This is a genomic window from Candidatus Woesearchaeota archaeon (assembly GCA_018303425.1).
In the GTDB taxonomy this organism is placed as follows: Archaea; Nanobdellota; Nanobdellia; order Woesearchaeales; family JAGVYF01; genus JAGVYF01.
Genome location: JAGVYF010000006.1, coordinates 1 through 22294, shown reverse-complemented (window position 1 = coordinate 22294; position 22294 = coordinate 1). Strand labels below are relative to the sequence as shown.

Genomic DNA, 22294 nt, shown 5'->3' with positions numbered 1-22294 from the left:
AAATTTAAAATTCAACCCTAAACATAACACAATAATAAAATAAATAAATCTATTCTACAAATAGCTTAACTTTTTTAGGATCGAATTTCCAATTTCGATCTAACTTCTTATTTGCTTTGTAATACTTAACAAGCCTAAGGATTTTTGAGTGGGTAAGCTGTAAACCTCTTGCAGCCGGTTGATCTTTATGATTAGTCTCTAAATGTTTTCTGATAATTACACTTCTTTTCATTAAATTGAAGAGGTCCTCTGGTAATTCCGGCGACATTTCTTTATCTTTTAAAATTTTAGACACGCTTTTTTCACAAGTTAGTTTTACACTCGGAATTCCGTATGCATCTCTTAAATGCAACCCTATTTGTGATGTAGGCATACCTTGTTTTGCTAATTTTTGCACCAATAATTCTACTTCATTAGCCCCATATCTTTGCCATATAGGTTTATTATTTGTTAATGGTCTAGTTGAACCTGATTTACCTTTACCTCTTGAATGCATTCTTGCCATTATTAAATTCACCTTGTTAATTATATGGAGAAATATATCTCTCCAGTATAAGCGAGCTTTCACCTGCTTATCTCTTGATTATATAGTCTTAGATTCAGAATCCATTTATAAATGCTTCGGTTTTTAGGCGCTATCCAGAAATTCATTGCCTGTAGATTTGTATATAATTTGAAATATAAAGTAACCAAGAACGTTCTTGTAATTATATTTTATATGCAAATACTAATCGATAATGGAACAACTCTGGACAGCGCCGGTTTTTAGGGTTTGGAACATATAAAATTACATTTCAACCAGTGAGAGATACACTGGAATCATTCGTAAAGTATTATAATGAGGAACGCTTTCATCAAGGAATACGATATAAAGTGCCACTACACAGATACAAAAGTAACATTAATGCGGTTTAGTTTCGATACTAATTTATAAGTTTAGTCAAATTTTCAACAAATTGATTAAAATCTTCAATCTTAACAACAAACCCTGCTGCTTTCTCATGGCCCCCACCATGTCCCCTTATCCCTTCCAATGCTTTAGGTAAAATATTTTTAAAATCTCCATTTCTTGTCCTTAAACTTCCCCTAAACTCATCATCAGCGCGCCTTGCAACTATAATTAAACATTTTCTGTATTTATGAGACAACCTTGTTGCGATATCAGATGCAAAAGTAAATTTATTAGAAACATACTCAAAGAGCACAACTTTTTTCTTAGGTTTAATCTTTGAAGCCACATTCCAATAAGGAAGATAATAATTTCTAACTTTTTCATATTGTTTCCATACATATTTACCTGCCGCAGTTTTTTGTTCAAGTATTTCATAAGGCGTTTTTATTCTTGTTAAAACTTTAACAGTCTTTTTTATATCAGGTGTATTGCCTTTCAATATAAAAGAAAAAACTTCAACAAGGATACCAAGCTTAGAATCAAATTTAACTTTATCAATGTCTTTTGTTTGCGCTTTAGAGATTAAGTCCGGATAATTTTCCAAAAACTCTTTAGTTTCAGAAGGTAAATAATGATCACCTACACAACCAACCATATTAATCCAGTCCAGGCCGCCCAATGTTTTATAACAAAGATAAGTTGCCGGAATATATATATCAGGAAACTTTTCGCGGGGATTAAAAATGATGACTTTATCACGTTTAACAAGATCGTGATGATCAACCCATACTATGGAAGTTTTAACATTATCAATAAAATCCTGATTGATATTTGCTATATCAAGTACAAATATTTTGTCTGGCTGGTAATACTGGACCTTGGAAACAAATTTTAAATCAATTACCGGCATTGATTTTATAGGAATTCCCACTCCTTCGCCCACATATTTATAACATAACAAAAATGAACAAAGACCATCCGGATCATCATGAAAAAAATACATTGGCCTGTAACAATCATCAAATTCTCTCTTTAATTTATTATAATCTATGAGGTCTTTCATGATAAAAAAGTATCTTGTCTAATATATAAAAGTATGTAAAGGCTTAGTAAAGTTATTTGTCAAAAGCTCGCTGACCCGCAGACCATAGGCCGATGGCACGCCCCATTTTGGCGCGGTCAGCTCGCTGTAAATGAGCTTTTGACTACCGAATAACGCCAGTCAAAGACTAGTGAAAAATGAGTGTATTATATGCAAAAAGACTGTATAAAATGTAAAGGTAAAAACCCATTAAAATACTGCGGTAAAACCCGCTGTCCAATCCTTGCAAAAACCGAAGCAATGATTAAAACAAGACCTAAACTAAAACAAAATTGGCAGGGTTCAACCCCTAACATTTTCATATCAAGGGGCGGGTATCCAAATTTAAATGTTGGAATCCTCAGCCCCCCTGAAATAAATAATACTGAAATATACGATGCCCCAATGCAATGGTCTCAACAAAATTATCAAATTAGCCAAATAATAAATTTGAGGTCAGCTTTAGTTAACTCAAGATTTATATCCAACATAAAAGGCACCGGAAAATTAGTTGAAATTGCGCAAGAAATCGGCATGGCATCCTGCCCTGTTGAATTAGAAATTACTCTAAAAAATAAACCCCAATTTTCGTTTAATACCAGCCCGTTCACTGCGCCAATGGGACCAAATGCCTTTCTTGAAAATATACAAATAACATCCAACCCTAAAATTAACAGAGCGGTAGATAGGATAGTATCTGATACAGATTTCAAAGCGCAAAATGCCACAACCGAACTTTACCAAAGGGGGTATGATGAAAATTTCCTTACTAAACTTTTTTCAACAGGTAATTTAGGAATCAAATATCAACGAAAATTTGTGCCTACCCGGTGGAGCATTACTGCTGTTGATGACATATTGGCAAAAAACCTGATTGATGAAATTAAATATAATGAACACGCCGAACATTGCGCATTCTATGGTAATTATTTGGGCAATTATTACCTGGTATTAATTTTTCCAGGCCCTTGGAGTTACGAACTTTTTGAGATATATAAACCGGAAGCAAGCTGGAACACCAGTAAAGATTTTATTTATACAACTGACTACGAACCTTATTCCGGAAGAAAGGCATATGCTGAAAACTGCGCCGGAGGTTATTATGCCGCCAGACTTGCAATTCTTGAAAAACTTAAAGAGTTGAAATTTCAGGGTTCAGTTATAGCATTAAGAATGATTACGCCCGACTATTATTGTCCTTTAGGTGTTTTTGTTGTAAGGGAAGCAACAAGAAAATCTTTACAAAACAAACCTATCTATTTTGAGAATAAAGAACTAATGATTAATTATGCAAGATTGATTATCAAAAAAAAATGGGGCTATGATATAAATAAAGTCTTAAACGGGAGCATAATTCTTAAACAATTTAAAGAGCAGTCAAAACTCTCACAATTTTTCAATCTAAACCAGGCACCCCTGTGAAACAAATTAGCGGAAAATGAGTTTTACTAGCCAATCACTCTAAAACAGCCTTAATCCGTCTTACGCCGGCAGCAGAGCTTTCTTCTTTTTGAATTTTAAAATATCCCAACTCTGAAGTATTTGAAACATGCGGGCCGCCGCAAACTTCAACAGAAAAGAAACCTATTTTGTAAACTGAAACTTTCTCATTATATTTGGTTTTAAACTCTGCCTGCGCACCTAACTTTTTAGATTCTTCAAAAGTCATGTCATACCTTTCAACAGGGATAGCTTCATTAATTTTCAGGTTGACTAAATCTTCAATTTTATTAAGTTCTTCTTTAGTCAATTTTCTATGAAAATTAAAATCAAACCTTAATCTTTCGACAGTAATATTTGAACCCTTCTGTTTAATATTAGAATCTTTTAATACTTGACGCAACGCTTCATTCAACAAATGTGTTGCTGTGTGAAATTTTTTAGTCTTTTCAGATGATTCAGACATCCCGCCTTTAAACTTCTGCTCCCCCCCAATTCTTGAAAGTTCTTTATGCTTATTATATTCTTTCATAAAACCTACGCTGTCTAAAAGAACCTTGGCTTCATCAGTTAATTCTTTAATCATCTCAATAGGAAACCCATAACTTTGGAAAAGCAGAAAAGCTTCCTCTCCTGAAATTTTTTTATCCTTTTTAACCATTTTTTCAAATTCTTTTAAACCATTATCAAGCGCACTTTGAAATTTGTCTTCTTCCTTTTTCAACTCCCTAAAAATAAACTCTTTCTTCTCTTCAAGTTCAGGATAATCAATTTTATATGTTTCAATAATAATTTTAGCAATTTCAACGGTCGCATCAATTTCAAATAAATTAACATCAAGCAACCGCAAATACCTCAAAACTCGCCTAATATATCTCCTAAGCACATATCCCTGATCAATTTTACCGGGAACAATATCTCTTTTATCTCCTAAAATAAAAACTGCGGCCCTCATGTGATCGGTAATTATCCGTGTGTATTTTTGATTATTAACGGAATGCGGCGCAATTTCTTTTATTTTTTTAATGATAGGCTGAAAAAGCTCAGTATCAAAAATGTTTTGTTTTCCTTGCAGCACCATAGTGACCCTTTCAACACCCAACCCGGTATCAACGTTTTTCTGCGCAAGAGTTTCAAAAGTCCCGTCAATTGTTTTATTATATTCCATGAATACATTGTTCCAAATTTCAACCCATCTTTTATCAGTTGAATCAAAAACCTCCGGGGCCGATTTGTCATTCGGTGTCCAATAAAACATTTCAGTATCAGGACCGCACGGACCAATTTCTCCGGGAGGACCCCACCAATTATCTTTCTTTGATAAAAATACTATCCTTGATTCAGGCATCCCCAAACCTTTCCATATACTTGCTGCCTCCTCATCACGTGGCGCATTATTATCCCCCTCAAAACATGTTACAGCTAACCTCTTTATATCTAAATTTAACCAATCCTTACTTGTTAGAAATTCATGGCTCCATGTAATCGCTTCTTTTTTAAAATAATCGCCAAGCGACCAGTTCCCCAGCATTTCAAAAAAAGTTGTGTGTGTGTTATCTCCAACTTCATCAATATCCTGTGTCCTAATACATTTCTGAAAATTAGTTAATCTCTTACCGCCTGGATGCGGCTGGCCCATTAAATAGGGTACTAAAGGGTGCATGCCTGCAGTAGTAAAAAGTACACTTGGATCATGTTCAGGCACTAAAGGCGCTGAGCCAATTATAACGTGGCCTTTACTTTTAAAAAACTCGAGATACTTCTTTTTCAATTCTGAACCTTTCATGGTCATTTGTGAGAAAACAAGTTTATTTAAATGTTTTGCCAATAAGGCACTGTCCACAATAGAGTGTATTACAGCAGAGAAATACGATTTAAAACAAATATTTCTAATATAGTAAGTTTTTTAAATGATTAAGTAATCCTAGACTTACATTGGGCTTGTGGTCTAGCGGCTATGACAGCGCCCTTACACGGCGTTAATCCCCGGTTCGAGTCCGGGCAGGCCCATTGTTTAATTATGCGGTCGTAGTATAGTGGTTATTACGCGGCGTTGCCAACGCTGTAACCCGAGTTCGAACGGCTTTTTAAGAAAAATCCGGGAAAAACATGGCAAGCAAAACAAAGTTTAGCTCACCTATGATTCATACGGATTGTTTTGAACCACGAAAATCTCGGCGACCGCATATTAATTTAATTCTATAAGAATATATAGAAAAATTAACAGTTAAAACTTGTGAGTAAATCTATGACCGCCAAACTTTTAAAAAGTTTGAACAAAAGAAATAATCTCACTTTGTTCGATTATAATAAGAATAAAAGCAACTAAGACTTGCGAGCGAAGGTTTAACCGCATAAGCGAACCTCAAGGATTTTACACAAGCAACCCTCAGCTTTCGCACTTAGTTGCTAAATAAAACTGAATAATAGTGTAATATATAAATATTCCTATATCCTGTAATGCATTAATAGTCAATCGAAACCAGACGCTACCTGTAAAACACACTAATCTAAAATAAGATTTTAAGGTCTTAACCATACTCTTTTCTTATTGCTTCATATACAGCTTGCCAATCATGGCAGGCAACAGCAAAATCATAATCTTCTTTTAATTTTTCAGAACCAATAACAAATACCTTGCCTTTATAATCCCCTAACAAGTCTAATAACTCTATATTATCATCTACAATACCTTTAACTTTAGGCCAGAGTTCGTTCAATACTTTAGCTTTCCATTGACTACCATATCTTTCTTGGGCATACAATTCGTTTGACCTTGTGATAATTGGCGCATCAGGAAACTTATGTTTTCTCAACCAGCATTCGGTTGCGCCTGCAATAGCTATAGGTCTTGCCGTAATATAAGAGTTTATATCTATAATCTCTGAAATTTTATTTAAATATTCTACCGCCCCCGGAAATACTTCTAAATTTTGAGAATAATCTTGATCTCTTAAAATGTTTTGAACCCATGATTCCGCCTCAGATGTTTGCCAGTAAGGTACACAAAACGTGTGAACATATTTTGCAATTAACTGTTCAACTGTAAAATTTTCAGGATTACCAAATAATCTTCTCATATCTTCAAATACTTTTGGTCTTGTAATTGACAAAGTTTCATCAACATCAATTGCAATTCCTTCTCTTTTAATTATATCATAAAGACCCATAAAATTAAGGTGATTCCCCTAATTTATATTTATTTGTTGAATTTATACCATATAATAGAACCTAAGAAAATTATTATCATTAAATACTGTGTAGCAGTAAATCCAAAAAAAGTAGGATCTATTCTCAAAAAATCACTAAAAAATCTAAACAAAGAATAAAGCGCAAGGTATATAATAAAGACTGTGCTTTTTTTTAACCTGTATTCTGAAAGTTTTAACAACGCAAAAAAAACAATTCCCAAATAAATTATTTCATATAATATTCCGGGATGCCTTAATGCGCCTGCTTGGTATATTGCCCACGGCAAACCTGTTTCGCTAAACACGTGCATTCCTGTGAAATGGCACCCGATTCTTGCAATTAAGTGTCCAATTACTAAACTTGGCGCAAGTAAATCAGCATATTTCCAAAAATCGAGTTTATTTTTGTTCAGATAATAATACGCAACAATTACAGCCAAAACTAGGCCTCCTGTGAATGAAAGCCCCCCCTGCCAAATTTTAAAGATGCCAAATAAATTATTTTTATATAATTCCCATTCTTCGATTACATACATAATCCTTGAACCAATAATCCCTGAAACAATTGTATAAAATACTAAATCATAGATAGTATCTTCTTTTATTCCTAATTTTTTACCCCTATATACTGCTAATAATGCTGCAATTAATACACCAATTGCTGCCATTAAGCCCCAAACTTGGATACTAAAAAATCCTAAATCAATAGTTGTAAAAATTTTATATGGCAACATAAACGAAAAATAAATTTCATAGTTTATAATTGTTATGATAAAAAATGCATTATCCTGAGTCACCCCATTACCAATTAATATACACACATTTAATTAGATAAGCAAGAAAGTTCTTACTGGAATTAATTTTATGTTTAAATATTAACATGCAGACAATTGGCTTTCTAGACAGAGCCCGCTAATGTCGCCAATTATAAACTTATGAAAATGGCAGATTTTATACTCCAGACCCACAAATAATATAAACCCTCAATTCCAAATTTTTTATAGGTGGTAGAAATTCTAACAAGAACCTTTAGACACATACCTGGAGTTGGAGAACAGACTCAATCATTTCTTAATCAAAATAACATTTTTACATGGTACGATTTTTTAAATCATTACCAAAACATAACCTTTAAAAATAACAAAAAAGAAACTATCCATGAACATATATTAAAATCGATTAAGGCATATCATGACCAAGACTATCTTTACTTTTCTGAACATTTGCCACAAAATGAGCACTGGCGCGCATATAACCATGTTAAAGATATTGCATTTCTTGACATTGAGACTAATGGCACAGATAAAGTCAAAAACTATGTAACTGTGATAGGTGTGTATGATGGTACAGATTCAAAGTTTTTTATTCAGGGTATCAACCTTGAAGATTTTGAGCAAGAAATTGAAAAGTATGACATGTTTGTAACATTTAATGGCAGATGTTTTGATATCCCTTTTTTAAAACGTTCATTTCCTAGAATAGATTTTAACAAGTTTCATTTGGATTTAAGGTTCGCGTTAAAAGAATTAGGTTACGCCGGCGGACTTAAAAAAATAGAAAAAGAACTTGGCATTAACAGAGGCAACGAACTTGAGGGTGTTGATGGATGGGAAGCAGTGCGTTTATGGCATAGATACAAAAGAGGGGATAAGTCTGCACTAGCATTATTAATCAAATATAACCGAGCGGATATAGAAAATTTAAAGTTTCTGGCAAACTTTGCGTTTGATAAATTAAGTGAAAAATATTCTGTGTGACTAAGCGAACAAAGTGAGCGCATGTCGCACTTGTTTTTCCCGGATTTTTATTAAAAAGCCGTTTGACAAGCTTAAAGATAAACATTCCACTTGATTAAAAACCAAACATTTATATTCTTGAAACTCCTTAATACAAATATGGGTTTATTTTCAAAATTGCTTAAAAAAACAGTTTATAAATCGGCTAAATTTACAAAACATCAAGTCATGACTAATAATAAATGGACTTCTTTTGATTTTGGACACAGGCATTCTTGGTCCCCTAATAGCAAATACACCACAAGAAATGGTTTTCACAAACATAAGATTGACAAGAAAAGGATGTTAGCATTGAAAGGCGGAATTGTTCTGCATACACATAGGCTTTTGAAATAATAAACTATTTAAACCATAATAAGAAATAGTATAAATTATGGAAACTAAACATCATCTATTCTATAGTTTTGTATTGATTCTAATAGTGTCTTCATTACTTTATACTGGAAACACTAAATTAACTGAACTTGAACAGGATTATACTTCACAAATTGAAGCTATAAAAACTCAACTCGACACAACTAAACTGGTGTTTTTAGATACACTAAACGAAAAACAAAAACAGATTAATGTATTAAACTCAGAATTAAAGGTACTTGACCAAAGTTTAGGCCAAACTATTGAGGAGTATGATTTACAGATAGGAGAACTTGAAAAATCAACCAAAATATTTAAATCGCAGATACAAAGTTTAAAATATTCAAGTGATATTTATGGTGAACAGTTAGGGCAACTTGACCAGCAAATATCTGATTTACAGGTTGAATCTGAAAGTTTTACGACTGTTATTGCAAATGTCATAGACTCAGTTGTAAGCATCCATACTAATCTTGGTCAAGGTTCAGGAGCAATTATTTCTGCCAATGGCTTAGTTGTAACAAACCATCATGTGATTGATGGAATTACAAGCGCATCGATTGTAACATATAATGGCAACGCGTACAATGTTGAACTTATAGGATACAACATTGAAAATGATCTGGCTGTATTAAAAATTGTTTCAGATGAAACCTTCAATTACTTTAACTTTGCAAACTCTGACAATTTACAGACAGGACAAAAAATAGTTGCCCTGGGTAATCCGGCAGGCTTATCATTCACTGCAACAGAAGGGATAATTAGTTCACCACATAGAAAGATGAATGGTCTTGACTTTATTCAAACCGACGTAACCTTAAACCCTGGAAATTCAGGCGGACCGATAATTAACATCAACGGCGAAATTGTTGGCATTGTAGATTTTAAAATATCCGGCTATGATAGTTTAAGTTTTGCAATACCGAGTAATAGAGTTAAAACTATTGTGAGTGAGATAGTTGATTAGAAAAAAAGCGCTCCTCCTTTATTCTTAGAGATGTGGTGTAGGCACTAAAAAATATATCAATGGCATCATTTAATAATTAAAAGACTCTTTTTTATAAACATAATATATAGTTGCCCCAACCACAACAATATCGGCAAAGCCTCATTTATACTGCTTCCTATACTCTTTAATCAAGAACTTTAGCATAGACACAATTTCACTATTTTGATCATATTTTTGTAAACATTGATAGTATTCAGAACGATCTTTAAGTCTAATATTAATTGGCGGATATTTATGTTTTAATAGAATATAATTTAGCAATAATCTGCCAACTCTACCATTCCCATCTTGGAATGGGTGAATTTTTTCAAACTGGTTATGCACAATTGTAGCTAATAAACTTGGAGGATAATTTTTATTATGTTTTTCGTACCAGATACATAATTCATCTAATAATTCGTTTACTTCTTTAGCAAGCGCACCTACGTGTACAACTCTGCCCAAATTATCCCTTATAACAACTTCAACTTTTCTTATTTTGCCTGCAAAATTCTTTGTACCTTTAAAACATATTAAATGCAATTTTTTAATTAGGGCAACGGATAACTTTTTTTTACTTTTCTTAATATAACTAACAGCCTTTGCAACATTTAATGTTTCCACCTCTTCAAGATTTTCAACTTTATCTTTCTGTTCTAACAATTCTTTAACTTCTTTAGCAGAAATAGTTGAACCCTCTATAGCATTGGTGTTATAAGTAAATTGTTCAGTAAAATGTTCCCAGTTAAGTTTTTGTAAGTGTTCAATTTTAATTTTTTTATCATATTGCTGATACCTTTTTATTTCATCTTTAGTTAATTCAAATTCAAGAATGTCTTTGCCACTGATATCTTCAAGAATAAGCTTTTCAGCGATTTTACTGCATTTATTAAGCTGTTCTTTACTAAGATTAGAACCAAGATATTTAACAATTTTTTTAACTTTTGCACCTACCCTATAACTCTGTTTTAGATAATACTTTTTACTCTTTCCATTTTTTCTTATCTCAATATACATCTTATTAATATATAGGTGCCCACATTTTATATACTTTGCTATTTTTGTAGTAACGTCGCGACTGGGAATTTCATCGACTAAAAATAACACGGTTGGAAGTATGGTGGGCTAAATTTTGTTTTGCCCGCCTTGTTTTTCCCGGGTTTTTCTTAAAAAGCCGTTTTGAACCCAGATATCCAAAGGAAACAGGATATTTGTGTGATAATGTAGGTTTCTAAAGCACTACAAAAGTACTTAGCAATCCTGCGCAATACCAGATTATGCGATCGCGACGTAATTTTTTTGATTATTCGAGCGATAGCGACCGGACGCTAGTCCGAGGATGCGATCGCGACGTGATAATAAAACGTTGGACACGCGCCTTTTCAAGATAGACTTGAATAAAGACCGCGTGTTTGAAATAATGCAGAACCTAATCCTTTTTAAACATTTCTATCCAAAGTTTTATAAATTAGCCAGAATTAACCTAAATAACGTTCTGCCATTTCTAGCGGGGTAGGGCAGTCAGGAGTGCCCGGGGGGCTCATATAGCTTACTTGCATCCGTATTCTCGGATCGAGTTCGAGAAACCCCCAGGTCGGAGGTTCAAATCCTCCCCCCGCTATTATTTAATCAATTCAATTAAGGGCTAGCTATGTTAATCCATTCGTGTTTTTCCCAGATTTTTTTTAAAAAGCTGGTGATGACCCTCCCCTCGCTATTATTTTCCTAACTTTTATATACAACCGAATTCTTTATTAGTATATGAATGAAGAAAAAATCATAACAATGCTTGCCAAAGATGACGAAATTACTTGGCAGGCAATTATTAAAGAGTTAGTCCGTTCAGAACAGATGGATCCTTGGGATATCAACGTTTCAATTCTTTCAAAAAAATATATTGACATGATTAAAAAGATGAAAGACTGTGATTTAAGAATTTCCGGCAAGGTACTCCTGGCTGCTACAATGATGCTTAAAATAAAATCTAGCCGTTTAATTGGCGAAGATTTAGACAAATTGGATAGTATGTTTGCTTATACGCAAGAACCCGATTATGATTTAGATTTCTTCTCAGACTTTGGCAATATTTACGACAAACCACAAAAAGAAAAAGAACATTTCAAGCTTATACCTAGAACTCCACAGCCTAGGAAAAGAAAAGTTTCTATCTTCGATTTAATGAATGCATTGCAGAAAGCGATGGAAGTTAAAAAACGCAGGGTATTTAGAGACATCCCTGATGAGATAAAAATGCATATGCCTCAAAAAAAGAAAGATATCTCAAACATTATCAGAGAAGTTTTTGATAAAGTAAAAATATTTTTCTTATCTGGCAACAAAAAGATGACGTTCACTCAGTTGCTGCCTGATGAAGCAAATAAAGAGGACAAAGTTTATACATTCATACCCTTACTTCATCTAAGCAATCAACGAAAAATAGACCTTGAACAAAAAGATCATTTTGGCGAAATACACATACAATTTCCAAAAAAAACTTAAAAATTGACTTAAAAAAAATGTCAATCTAAACCAGACACTTCCAGTGAAAAACGAGATTCTAATTAAATTAAATATAATATAAACGTAACCTTTAAAAATAACCATTCGATTTACTTCTTTATGGAAATCAACCTAAATAAAAACGAAATAAGTTTACTAAAAAGTTTATTAAAAAAAGAATATGCTGATTTTAGAGAAAACGAAGAAGATTTAAGTCTTACAAGGCCGCATATTGTAGAGTTAGGGCTTGAAGAAAAATATAAAGAGTTTTTAGAAAGCCTAATTCAGAAACTGCAGTAAGGGTAAATTAATATGAAACCTAGCCCAAAAGATAAACTTAATCAAAAAGATCAAGAAAAATACTTACAATTACAAATGATGAGCCAGCAAATTAAGGCTACTCAGGAACAATTAATTAGCCTGGATAAACAAGAACAACAATTAATTGATACTTTGGAAACACTTGAAGTTTTTAAACAATCACAAATAAACTCCGAAATTTTAACGCCTGTTGCTACGGGTATTTTTGCTAAAGCAGAACTAAAAAATAATACAAATTTAATAGTGAATGTTGGCGCAAATACTGCGGTAGAAATGAACATTGAACATACTAAAGAATTAATCTTTACACAAATTGAAGAAGTTAAAAAAGTTCATGAACAATTATCAGGGGATTTACAAAAACTAGGAACGGAAGCGCACAAACTGGAGCACGAGGTACATGGTACTGAGTGCCATCACTAAAAATGTTTGGATTTCTTAAAGAAAAATTAAAGAGCGCAGTATCAATTTTTACTAAAAAGATAGATGAAACTATTAAAGAAATAGAACCGGTTAAAGAAACAAAAAAGAAAAATATAGAAAAACCCGTTGAAAAAATTAACAAAACAATAGAAAAAACTCCCGAAACAGAACAACCTGTTCGGAAAGAATCTAACAAAATAAACAAACCTGTTCAAGAAACAATTAAAGAAAAAGTTAATGAAAAATTAAAAAGCATTGCTGAAGAAAAAAGAATCAGCCCTGATAAAGAACCTGAGACCTCACAGCAACTAACTGAACAACCCGCCCAAATAATTCCCGAAAAAAAAAGTTTTTTTGCAAAAATAAAAGAAAAGATAACTTATAAAAAATTAGATGATAACCAATTTGAAAGTTTATTCTGGGACCTAGAACTGGCGCTTTTAGAAAACAATGTTGCATTTGAAGTTATTGAGAAAATTAAAGAAGATTTAAAAATCAATCTAGTTAACCAACCTATTAAAAGAAACCATATTGAAGAAACAATTCTTAATTCTTTAAAAACCAGTTTGGAAGACGTTTTACAAATCCCAAAGTTCGATATCATAAAAGAAATTAAAAATTCATCTAAACCCTATATCATATGTTTCTTTGGAATAAACGGTTCGGGTAAAACAACCAGCATTGCAAAATTTGCATACCTTTTAAGAAAAAATAATTTTTCCGTAGTCCTTGCTGCTGCAGACACATTCAGAGCTGCCGCAATTGACCAATTAGAAGAGCATGCAAATAACTTAACAATTAAAATGGTTAAACATGATTATGGTTCAGATTCTGCGGCAGTTGCATTTGACGCAGTAAAATATGCAAAAGCCCATAATATTGATGTTGTTCTGATTGATACTGCAGGCAGAATGCATAGCAATGCTAATTTAATGGATGAGCTAAAGAAAATCGTAAAAGTGGTTAATCCAAACCTAAACATTTTTGTGGGGGAATCTGTAACGGGGAATGATTGCATAGAACAGGCGCAGAGATATGACATACAGATAGGGATACAGGGAATTATTCTTACAAAAGCTGATGTTGATGATAAAGGAGGCACACCAATTTCAATTTCTTACGTTACTAAAAAACCTATTCTTTATCTCGGTACTGGTCAATCATATGATGATTTAAAACCTTTTGACAAAAATCAGATTCTTCAAAAAATATTTGAATTTTAAATAAAGAATTATATTTTAATTAACAATAGTAATTATATATTTGCAAAATTAAAAACATAATATACGGCAGTAGTCTAATGGTTAGGATTTGAGCTTCCCAAGCTTGAGATCCGGGTTCGAATCAGCTTTTTTGCTTAAGCAAAAAACCTGGGAAAAATCAGAGGGCAAAATAATTTTTGCCAACTACCCAATCCAAACAGGTAATGCTACGAAAATCCCGGCTGCCGTATAACCTTTTCACTATTAAATACAACGAAACTTTTAAATACGTTCCACTATAATCATAATTTCAGTTCGTTGAGCTTGTAGCTTAGCCTGGTGGAGCGCCGGTCTTATATGACCTCGTTCTATACAAGAACGGCTCTAAGCGAGCCGGTGGCCGAGGGTTCAAATCAGCGTTTTAAGAAAGCCCTGGGGAAAACAAGGCAAGTTTGAATAATCAAACTTACCAGTATTCTATTCAGGATAAATTAGTCGCTATGAAAGTCCCTCCAAGCTCACTTTTTTATTTATAGGGCGTAAAGATGAATAAACTGCAATTAAAGAAAGAGATAAATTCACGTTATCGTTCTATTCAAATTGATTTTCCTTACAAAGAAAAACGATTTCTAAAAATGATAAATTTTTTTCTCGCTATAATCAAAAATGAAATCGCTGCACTTCATGAATTAAAGTTAAAGGAATTAGAAAATTCTGGTTCAATTGAAACAAAACCAGAAGACCCGGAAGTTCTGCTTTCTATTGAAATAAATGTTAAGCAGTTAGAAGAAAATTTAACTTTTGAATTAGACTATTGGGTAAACATTAATAAATATGCTCAACGTATGCAAGGATTAATTGATGATGTACAAATTCAAACCTGTTATAATAATATTTTGCTTTCAAAAAAACAAATTTTATCGTTGCTAAAAGAAAATATTAATTCATTTTGAAACAAGGGTAATTGAAAATAAAATTGCTCCGAAAATTAACAATAAATATTCTGCGGGAAAATATTTTGATAATATTATAATCAAACTTATTAAAATTAAGATAATTGAAAACATTAACAGACTTGTTTTCAACATCTCACGTTTAACCTTTTTAACCGCAAGATTAACATTCCTTTGCAATGTTTTATTAAGTTTTTTTTCAATATTTTTCTCGACGTCATAAATAGATTTGTTTAAACCTTTAGAGAATAATTTAGCAAGTGTTTTTGAACTTATTTTGCTTGCCAATGAACTTATAATTTCTGCAATCATAATAAATGAGATTAATGATTGAATTATAAACTTTTCTTTAATAAAAACATAAACCTTATAAAGGAATACTTAACTTTAATATCTAAGCGCTATGCCCCGATAGTGTAGTCCGGTCAATCATCTCGGATTTTCGAGATTTTCGGAGATCATTTATATGTTGTCCGGGTTCAAAAACATCCGAGGACGTGGGTTCAAATATTGATGAACATTGCGTCGTCGATAAGAAAGTCCCGCTCGGGGCATAAATATCTAAATTAAAAATGAAACAGTGAAAATCAAAAATTTTCAAGCTTCATTTTTCACAGGTTCAAAATGAAGAGAAGTTCAAGACGTTGGAAAAAGAAAGGCCAAATGCGTTGGAAATGGCAAAGAAAGAGAATGAAGAAAGAAAAACGTAAAAGGGCCAATAAATAAATAGTTTTAATTTTGTTTAATTATATTTCTTATTAATTTTTTTTATTAATTAAATTTTACAAATTGCAGTTCTGAAAGTAAATTGAAACCCGACATCGCCAGTAAAGCACACTTATGGAAAATTAAATTATAGTAGGATAAATACTACTAATTAAATTCGATACCTTTATATATCAGTATTTTTTTCCATATCTAAACCAAAAGGTTAATCACCTCCGGTTCTATATCATTAGATATTCAAAATTCTAATCACACATATAGAACGGCATTGACTGCCAAAAAAATAGTGGCTATATGTGAGTACTTAATATGTAAACATTAGGTATGATTTAGGAAAATAAGATGCAATAGACGCAATTTTTTTAAGAAAAATAAGTTTTGTGACCAATATAACGAGACCTGTAGGATTAGTAAAATTTTTATTGTATTCAACATGTTGAATGCTCTAAAATTTACAAGAATTTCCGTTGATCCTGCGGAGGGCTGCTGCTATTGGGTTTCGATTTAACCATGCAAGTCAAGGGGTCTTTTCGGAGACACCGGCGGAATGCTCAGTAACACGTCGATAATCTGTCCTTAGGTTCAGGATAGCCATGGGAAACTGTGAGTAAACCTGGATATGGGAAAATGGCTGGAATGCCTTTTCCTTTAAAGGCAACGCCTAAGGGTGAGTCGGCGGCTGATTAGGTTGTTGGCGGGGTAAAGGCCCACCAAGCCAAAGATCAGTAGGGGCCTTGAGAGAGGGAGCCCCGAGAAGGGAACTGAGACACTGTCCCTAGCCCTACGGGGTGCAGCAGGTGCGAAACCTTTACACTGTACGAAAGTACGATAAGGGAAACCCAAGTGCTTATGCTTTGCATAGGCTTTTGCCAAGAGTAAATATCTTGGCGAATAAGTGGTGGGCAAGACGGGTGCCAGCCGCCGCGGTAACACCCGCGCCACAAGTAGGAGCCTCGTTTATTGGGCCTAAAGCGTCCGTAGCTGGTTTAATAAATTTTCTGTGAAATCGTTGGGCTTAACTTAACGGCGTGCAGGAAACACTATTAAACTTGGAACCGGGAGGGGTCTGGAGAACTCCGGGGGGAGCGGTTAAATGCTATAATCCTCGGAAGACTACCTGTGGCGAAGGCGCCAGACTAGAACGGATTCGACAGTGAGGGACGAAAGCCAGGGGAGCGAACCGGATTAGATATTGAGACTTCCGTCTCAAAATTAGTTTCGTTTGTTCGTAACGAACACTACTAAACGAAATTAAAATATCGGAAGTATTAAACTCAACTAATTACCCGAGTAGTCCTGGCCGTAAACGCTGCGAGCTAGGCGTTGCAGAATCCTCGAGATTCTGCAGTGTCGAAGTGAAGACGTTAAGCTCGCCGCCTGGGGAGTACGGTCGCAAGGCTGAAACTTAAAGGAATTGGCGGGGGAGCACTACAACGAGTGGAGCGTGCGGTTCAATCTAATTCTACACTGAGAATCTCACCAGAAGCGACTGCAGGATGAAAGTCAGATTGAAGGTCTTACTTGACGAGCAGAGAGGTAGTGCATGGCCGCCGTCAGCTCGTGCTGTAAAGTGTCCTCTTAAGTGAGGCAACGAGCGAGACCCACATCTACACTTGCTAACAACTTCTTTAGAAGGATTGAGCACACTGTGGAAACTGCCCGGGAAACTGGGAGGAAGGCGTGGGCAACGGTAGGTCTGTATGCTCCGAATCTTCTGGGCTACACGCGCGCAACAATGGTGGGAACAATGGGATACAACTCCGAAAGGAGAAGTTAATCCTCGAAATCCTATCCTAGTCCTGATTGAGGGTTGTAACTCACCCTCATGATGCTGGAATTCGTAGTAATCGGGTGTTATCAGCGCCCGGTGAATATGTCCCTGCTCCTTGCACACACCGCCCGTCATTCCATCCGAGCCGGGTTTTGGTGAGGCTCATTCAATTTGGGTGAGTCGAACCTAAGCTCAGTGAGGCGGGGCAAGTCGTCACAAGGTAGCCGTAGGGGAACCTGCGGCTGGATCACCTCCTTTTTACTTTTATGTGAATCTAATTTCACATGAATAAAAAAGATTATTTTTTGGAATGAAATAATCATTTCATCTTTTTAGATGAAAATCATCTCCTATCTTATTTTCCTAATTGTCCTAATTCCCAATACAAAACATGGGCTTGTAGCATAATCTGGTAATGCGCCGCCCTTGCAAACGCAAACACGGACACGTCTGCGTCTAGTTAGGCGGAGATTTCGGGTTCAAATATTAATATCTCAAGCAACAATGCTTGGAATGTCAATGAGAAAATCCCGACGAGTCCAGTTTCAATGCAATATGTATTGAAAGATTAATTCAGCTCGAAAATACCCATTTTCGGGTGTAGGGTTAAATGTTCATGAGGATTTATCCAAAATGAACCTTGAAAATTTTTAAAAATTTTCAATATAAAAATGATAACCGTGCATAGACCAAAGTAAAGCGATTGACATTAGTTAATCGAGATTCCTGACGCTGTTAGGTGGATGACTTGGCTTAGAATAATGATGAAGGGCGTGGCAAGCTACGAAATGCTTCGGCGAGCCGCATGCAGGCTTTGAACCGAAGGTACCCGAATAGGACATCCTTTAAAGTCTTAATAGGACAAAGAACGCAGGGGAACGAAGCGTCCAAGTACCTGCAGGAAAAGAAATCAATGAGATGCCACTAGTAAGGGCGACTGAAAATGGTATAAGGCAAACTGAATCCTTCATAGTAATATGATGGAGATGTGGTGTTACAGACTGCCTTTCGACCCGACCCTGGAGACTCAAACTCCACTGGAATGTGGGGCCTTAGAGGGTGAAAGCCCCGTAGAGGTAACCAGGAGGGTTTGGCAGTATCTTGAGTACTGCTTCCCGGAAACGAAGCAGGAATATGGGACTCATCAAGTTCCAACCTTAAACACATTCTAAGACCGATAGAGTATAGTACCGTGAGGGAACGTTTAAAAGTACCCTTAATAGGGAGTGAAAAGAACCTGAAACCTAACAGTAATAAGTAGATAGGGCACTAAGGTGTTCTATCATCCGTTTCGAATAACGTGCCAGGGAGTGCATCTGAGTGGCAAGATTAATTCTTTTTGAAGTAATCATAGGGAAACCAAATGCCCGCAGTTTACGAGGGGCGAGGTACTAATCTGCCTTTAGTCACTTGGATGCGACCCGAAACCGCTTGATCTTACCCTGGGTAGGGTGAAGCAAAGGTAATACTTTGTGGAGGCCCGCAGAGGTGCTGTCAGCAAAATGTTCTTTTAACCTGGGGTAAGGGGTGAAAAGCCAATCGAAAGCGGTGATAGCTGGTTCCTACCGAAGTTGGCCGCAGTCAAGTCTCAACGGAGATAATAGAAAAGGTAGAGATACGGATAGGGAGTTTAGGCCGGGAAACTGGTCGGTTCTCTGTCCAACTCCGAATTTTTCTATATCGTAGATGTTGGGAAACGGGGGTCCGGGGTAAGCTTGGATTCCGAGAGGGGAACAACCCAGACCATGGTTAAGGCCCCTAAATGCTAATTAAGTGTTAAAGGGTTAAAAGTGTCTATAGTCAAAGACAGCGAGGAGGTTGGCTTAGAAGCAGCCATCCTATAATAAGTGCGTAACAGCTTACTTGTCAAGACTATTGGTCTTGAAAATGGACGGGGCTAAATTAGCTGCCGATACCATGGGCCATCGTAAGATGTGCGGTAGGTAGGCGTTTTGCTAGAGTAGAAGTGTCTCCACGAGGAGGCATGGATCTGGCTGAAATGAGAATCCTGGTGGTAGTAGGATCATAGCAGTGTGAGAATCACTGCCGCTGAAAGGGCAAGGGTTCCTTGACAATGCAGTTCAGTCAAGGGTAAGTTAATCCTAACCAAGCTCCTAACTGGAGTAATGGGAATGGGAAAAAGGTTAATATTCCTTTACTATCTGAGTATGTGCGGCGACGCAAGCTTTTTTCCTGACGGTTTAGGCTAAATCAACGAGAATTCTCGTTTTCGTTAATAAGGATAAGTCAATAGAGTATCGTAATGATGAGAAATTGAGTAAACCTTAGAATAGTGGGTTGTATAATCCATTTGGTTGAGGCCTTGATCCCTTGAAAAGGGAAAATAGAAAAATCTTAGATAATTATACCCAGAACCAACACAGGTGCCCCTAGGTGAGTAGCCTAAAGTGTGATGGACTAATGTAATTGAGGGAATTCGGCAATCTAGCCCTGTGCCTTCGGTATAAGGGGTCCCTGTGTTTGTAACCGTATGGTTGCGATCGCAGGGTGCAATAACTAGGGAGGTCCGACTGTTTAACAAAAACTTAACCCCCTGCCAGCCCGTAAGGGTGTGTACAGAGGGTGACGTCTGCCCAGTGCCAGTAATTTAAACCCGGGTTCAACCGGGCTAAGATCTGGTAAACGGCGGGAGTAACTATAACTCTCTTAAGGTAGCGTAATACCTTGCCGTTTGATTGACGGCTTGCATGAATGGCGTAACGAGATCTCCGTTGTCCCCAATTACAATCCACCGAACACTCTTTCCCGGTGCAGAAGTCGGGAATCTCCAGTGGGATGTGAAGACCCCATGGAACTTTACTGTAGCTTGTGACTGCGATGTGAATTAGGTTGTACAGCGTAAGTGGGAGTTGTTAAGTTACGGACGCCAGTCCGTGAATAGACGACAATGAAACACCACTCTTCTGAATTTACATCGCTTACTAAAATTAACTTTTTAGGACACTTACAGGTGGACAGTTTCGCTGGGGCGGCAGCCCGCTGAAATGATATCAGCGGGGCCCAATGGTTGACTCATCCGGGTCAGAAATCCGGAGTAGAGCGTAAGGGCAAATGTCAGCCTGACAGGATTTCTAACAAGGGGAAATCCTGCAAAGAAATTTCGGCCTAACGATCTCCTATGCCTTTTTGATGAGGGCTAGGATTGTCCGAAAAGCTATCCTGGGGATAATAGAGTCGTCGCGCCCGAGCGTTCACAGCGACGGCGCGGCTTGCTTCGTCGATGTCGGCTCTTCCTATCCTGGGCGTGCAGAAGCGCCCAAGGGTGGGGGTGTTCACCCATTAAAAGGGATCGTGAGCTGGGTTCAGAACGTTGTGAGACAGTTTGTTTATTATCTACTGGAGATGTTCAATGTCTGAGAGGAAGGATTTTCTAGTACGAAAGGAACGAAAGTTCGATGCCACTGGTCGATCGGTTATCCGGGAGGGTATGCCGAGCAGCTACGCATTAAAAGATAAGCGCTGAAAGCATCTAAGCACGAAACTTGCCTCAAAAAGAGACATTAGAAGCGCGAGTAAAACACTCGGTTGATGGGATCGGTGTATAAGCATCAAGCTTAAGCGAGATGTTAAGCATGCGATTACCAATAGCTTCAAAAGGACTTAAACTTTACTTTGGTCAGCACGGTTTCTTTTTTTTATACAATTCTAAAAACTTAAACTTTTTCCTCTTTCAAAAACCGCTACGCTAAAAGTTTATTAAGCAAATAAAGAAGAAGTATCAAGGGACAATTTTAATACTTCAAAGCCGAAGGCTTTTATAAAATCGTAGGCAGAATACCCACAAATTAATTTGTGGGATGAATGCCGTGCCTTTATCCTGTATTTGTGCAAGAGGCAGAAGCGGTAAAAATATTTAATAGAGCTTTCTGTTCATTCTAGCTCATTAAAGCAATCAAGAACAAGTATTAAGGGGGACATTTCGTAGTCTTCGTTTTAGTTAGTCATGGGGTGGGGCGTTCTATCGATTGAGCGAAGCGATACATCAAGAACAAGAATCAATGGGAGTTCTTAATCGTCTTTATATTTTCTAAAGTTCTGAATTAACTGAGTAAATGTTTTTGGATTATATTTTCTAAGATCCTCTTCATCTACAAATACAAAGTCATATTTTATTTTAGATTGGGCTTTATTTATATCTTTACACCATTGTTTTAATCTTTCTGTTTTTAGTGGGACATCTAAATCTTCCTGTCCTTTTGTTTCAATAAAATATACTTCGTTCTCAGTTTTTTTAACTATGAAATCTGGCAAAATAATTAGATATATCTCCATCAGCATTTTTATAATCAATTCTAAAATGCACACCTAAATAATTCTTAACATAAGAGATTATATCGTCGCAATTTTCAAGAAAATTAGGTAAATTTGACAAACTGTCAAATTAATATTTAGGATGAAATAGTTAGCAAACTGTCAAACTTGGGTTATAATCATCCTTCTGGAAGTTTTAAGCCATGTCCTATCGCTACATTATACCCCGGATCCCAAATCATATATCCATAAATCCAGGGAATATCTTTTCCTACATTGAAAGTGACATTAAATTCGTCTGCCTGTTCTTGATGGTCAACAGGACTATCTGGGTGTTGGTCAATCCATGACCTACCCGCATCCTCTCCTTCATACGGTCTGCGAT

18 protein-coding genes, 6 tRNA genes and 2 rRNA genes are annotated in these 22294 nt (G+C 35.8%); 17 read left to right on the top strand and 9 right to left on the bottom strand.

What is annotated here, in order from left to right; all coding sequences use genetic code 11:
• Positions 1–49 precede the first annotated feature (49 nt).
• Positions 50–505, bottom strand: a complete 456-nt coding sequence (locus J4418_01620) for a 30S ribosomal protein S15 (protein MBS3112757.1) — start codon at positions 503–505, stop codon at positions 50–52.
• A gap of 418 nt (positions 506–923) precedes the next feature.
• Complete coding sequence (locus J4418_01615) at positions 924–1955, bottom strand: hypothetical protein (protein MBS3112756.1); 1032 nt, start codon at positions 1953–1955, stop codon at positions 924–926.
• Positions 1956–2144: 189 nt separating this feature from the next.
• Between J4418_01615 and J4418_01610 the strand changes: the two genes are divergently transcribed.
• Positions 2145–3395 carry a hypothetical protein gene (locus J4418_01610; protein ID MBS3112755.1) on the top strand — a complete coding sequence of 417 codons (1251 nt, stop codon included), beginning with the start codon at positions 2145–2147 and terminating at the stop codon, positions 3393–3395.
• A gap of 34 nt (positions 3396–3429) precedes the next feature.
• On the opposite strand, the gene J4418_01605 is transcribed toward J4418_01610, so the two are convergent.
• Positions 3430–5199 carry an alanine--tRNA ligase gene (locus tag J4418_01605; protein MBS3112754.1) on the bottom strand — a complete coding sequence of 590 codons (1770 nt, stop codon included), beginning with the start codon at positions 5197–5199 and terminating at the stop codon, positions 3430–3432.
• 151 nt (positions 5200–5350) lie between these two features.
• Between J4418_01605 and J4418_01600 the strand changes: the two genes are divergently transcribed.
• A tRNA-Val gene (locus tag J4418_01600) sits at positions 5351–5423 on the top strand.
• Positions 5424–5435: 12 nt separating this feature from the next.
• A tRNA-Gly gene (locus J4418_01595) sits at positions 5436–5599 on the top strand.
• A gap of 345 nt (positions 5600–5944) precedes the next feature.
• Here J4418_01595 and J4418_01590 read toward each other — a convergent pair.
• Together J4418_01590 and lgt are read right to left on the bottom strand one after the other, a co-directional pair.
• Positions 5945–6583: a hypothetical protein gene (locus tag J4418_01590; protein ID MBS3112753.1), complete on the bottom strand. Its 639-nt coding sequence runs from the start codon at positions 6581–6583 to the stop codon at positions 5945–5947.
• A gap of 29 nt (positions 6584–6612) precedes the next feature.
• Complete coding sequence (lgt, locus tag J4418_01585; GenBank protein ID MBS3112752.1) at positions 6613–7338, bottom strand: prolipoprotein diacylglyceryl transferase; 726 nt, start codon at positions 7336–7338, stop codon at positions 6613–6615.
• A 270-nt stretch (positions 7339–7608) separates the two neighbouring features.
• Here lgt and J4418_01580 point away from each other — a divergent pair, with 270 nt between their 5' ends.
• The 3 genes from J4418_01580 to J4418_01570 all read left to right on the top strand — a co-directional run bounded on the left by J4418_01580 (position 7609) and on the right by J4418_01570 (position 9721).
• On the top strand, positions 7609–8361 hold the full coding sequence (locus J4418_01580) for a ribonuclease H-like domain-containing protein (GenBank protein MBS3112751.1): 753 nt from the start codon (positions 7609–7611) through the stop codon (positions 8359–8361).
• A gap of 138 nt (positions 8362–8499) precedes the next feature.
• Complete coding sequence (locus J4418_01575) at positions 8500–8736, top strand: hypothetical protein (protein MBS3112750.1); 237 nt, start codon at positions 8500–8502, stop codon at positions 8734–8736.
• Between the two features lie 37 nt (positions 8737–8773).
• Positions 8774–9721: a trypsin-like peptidase domain-containing protein gene (locus J4418_01570; protein MBS3112749.1), complete on the top strand. Its 948-nt coding sequence runs from the start codon at positions 8774–8776 to the stop codon at positions 9719–9721.
• Positions 9722–9862: 141 nt separating this feature from the next.
• On the opposite strand, the gene J4418_01565 is transcribed toward J4418_01570, so the two are convergent.
• Entirely contained in the window at positions 9863–10759 is an 897-nt protein-coding gene (locus tag J4418_01565) for a Fic family protein (GenBank protein MBS3112748.1), read from the bottom strand.
• Between the two features lie 489 nt (positions 10760–11248).
• On the opposite strand from J4418_01565, the gene J4418_01560 reads away from it, so the two are divergent.
• The 7 genes from J4418_01560 (at position 11249) to J4418_01530 (ending at position 15140) form a co-directional block, all read left to right on the top strand.
• Positions 11249–11363 (top strand) — tRNA-Met (locus tag J4418_01560).
• Between the two features lie 140 nt (positions 11364–11503).
• Complete coding sequence (locus J4418_01555; GenBank protein MBS3112747.1) at positions 11504–12241, top strand: segregation/condensation protein A; 738 nt, start codon at positions 11504–11506, stop codon at positions 12239–12241.
• A gap of 120 nt (positions 12242–12361) precedes the next feature.
• Entirely contained in the window at positions 12362–12541 is a 180-nt protein-coding gene (locus J4418_01550; GenBank protein ID MBS3112746.1) for a hypothetical protein, read from the top strand.
• A 12-nt stretch (positions 12542–12553) separates the two neighbouring features.
• Positions 12554–12985 carry a prefoldin subunit alpha gene (pfdA, locus tag J4418_01545; GenBank protein MBS3112745.1) on the top strand — a complete coding sequence of 144 codons (432 nt, stop codon included), beginning with the start codon at positions 12554–12556 and terminating at the stop codon, positions 12983–12985.
• Positions 12986–12987: 2 nt separating this feature from the next.
• On the top strand, positions 12988–14208 hold the full coding sequence (ftsY, locus tag J4418_01540) for a signal recognition particle-docking protein FtsY (protein ID MBS3112744.1): 1221 nt from the start codon (positions 12988–12990) through the stop codon (positions 14206–14208).
• A 63-nt stretch (positions 14209–14271) separates the two neighbouring features.
• Positions 14272–14437, top strand: a tRNA-Gly gene (locus J4418_01535).
• Positions 14438–14732: 295 nt separating this feature from the next.
• A complete protein-coding gene (locus J4418_01530; protein ID MBS3112743.1) occupies positions 14733–15140 on the top strand; it encodes a hypothetical protein in 408 nt (135 codons plus the stop codon).
• Here the strand turns inward: J4418_01530 and J4418_01525 are convergent.
• On the bottom strand, positions 15132–15452 hold the full coding sequence (locus J4418_01525) for a hypothetical protein (protein ID MBS3112742.1): 321 nt from the start codon (positions 15450–15452) through the stop codon (positions 15132–15134). The genes J4418_01530 and J4418_01525 overlap by 9 nt on opposite strands.
• Positions 15453–15545: 93 nt before the next feature.
• On the opposite strand from J4418_01525, the gene J4418_01520 reads away from it, so the two are divergent.
• The 4 genes from J4418_01520 (at position 15546) to J4418_01505 (ending at position 21262) form a co-directional block, all read left to right on the top strand.
• Positions 15546–15694: transfer RNA gene (locus J4418_01520), tRNA-Glu, on the top strand.
• Positions 15695–16326: 632 nt separating this feature from the next.
• Positions 16327–17893, top strand: a 16S ribosomal RNA gene (locus J4418_01515).
• Between the two features lie 137 nt (positions 17894–18030).
• Positions 18031–18179, top strand: a tRNA-Ala gene (locus tag J4418_01510).
• 177 nt (positions 18180–18356) lie between these two features.
• Positions 18357–21262, top strand: a 23S ribosomal RNA gene (locus J4418_01505).
• Together the 16S and 23S rRNA genes with 1 tRNA gene alongside form the textbook arrangement of a ribosomal RNA operon.
• 404 nt (positions 21263–21666) lie before the next feature.
• Here J4418_01505 and J4418_01500 read toward each other — a convergent pair.
• Positions 21667–21936: a hypothetical protein gene (locus J4418_01500; protein MBS3112741.1), complete on the bottom strand. Its 270-nt coding sequence runs from the start codon at positions 21934–21936 to the stop codon at positions 21667–21669.
• A gap of 152 nt (positions 21937–22088) precedes the next feature.
• The coding region (locus J4418_01495) for a hypothetical protein (GenBank protein MBS3112740.1) at positions 22089–22294 on the bottom strand (206 nt) is incomplete at its 5' end.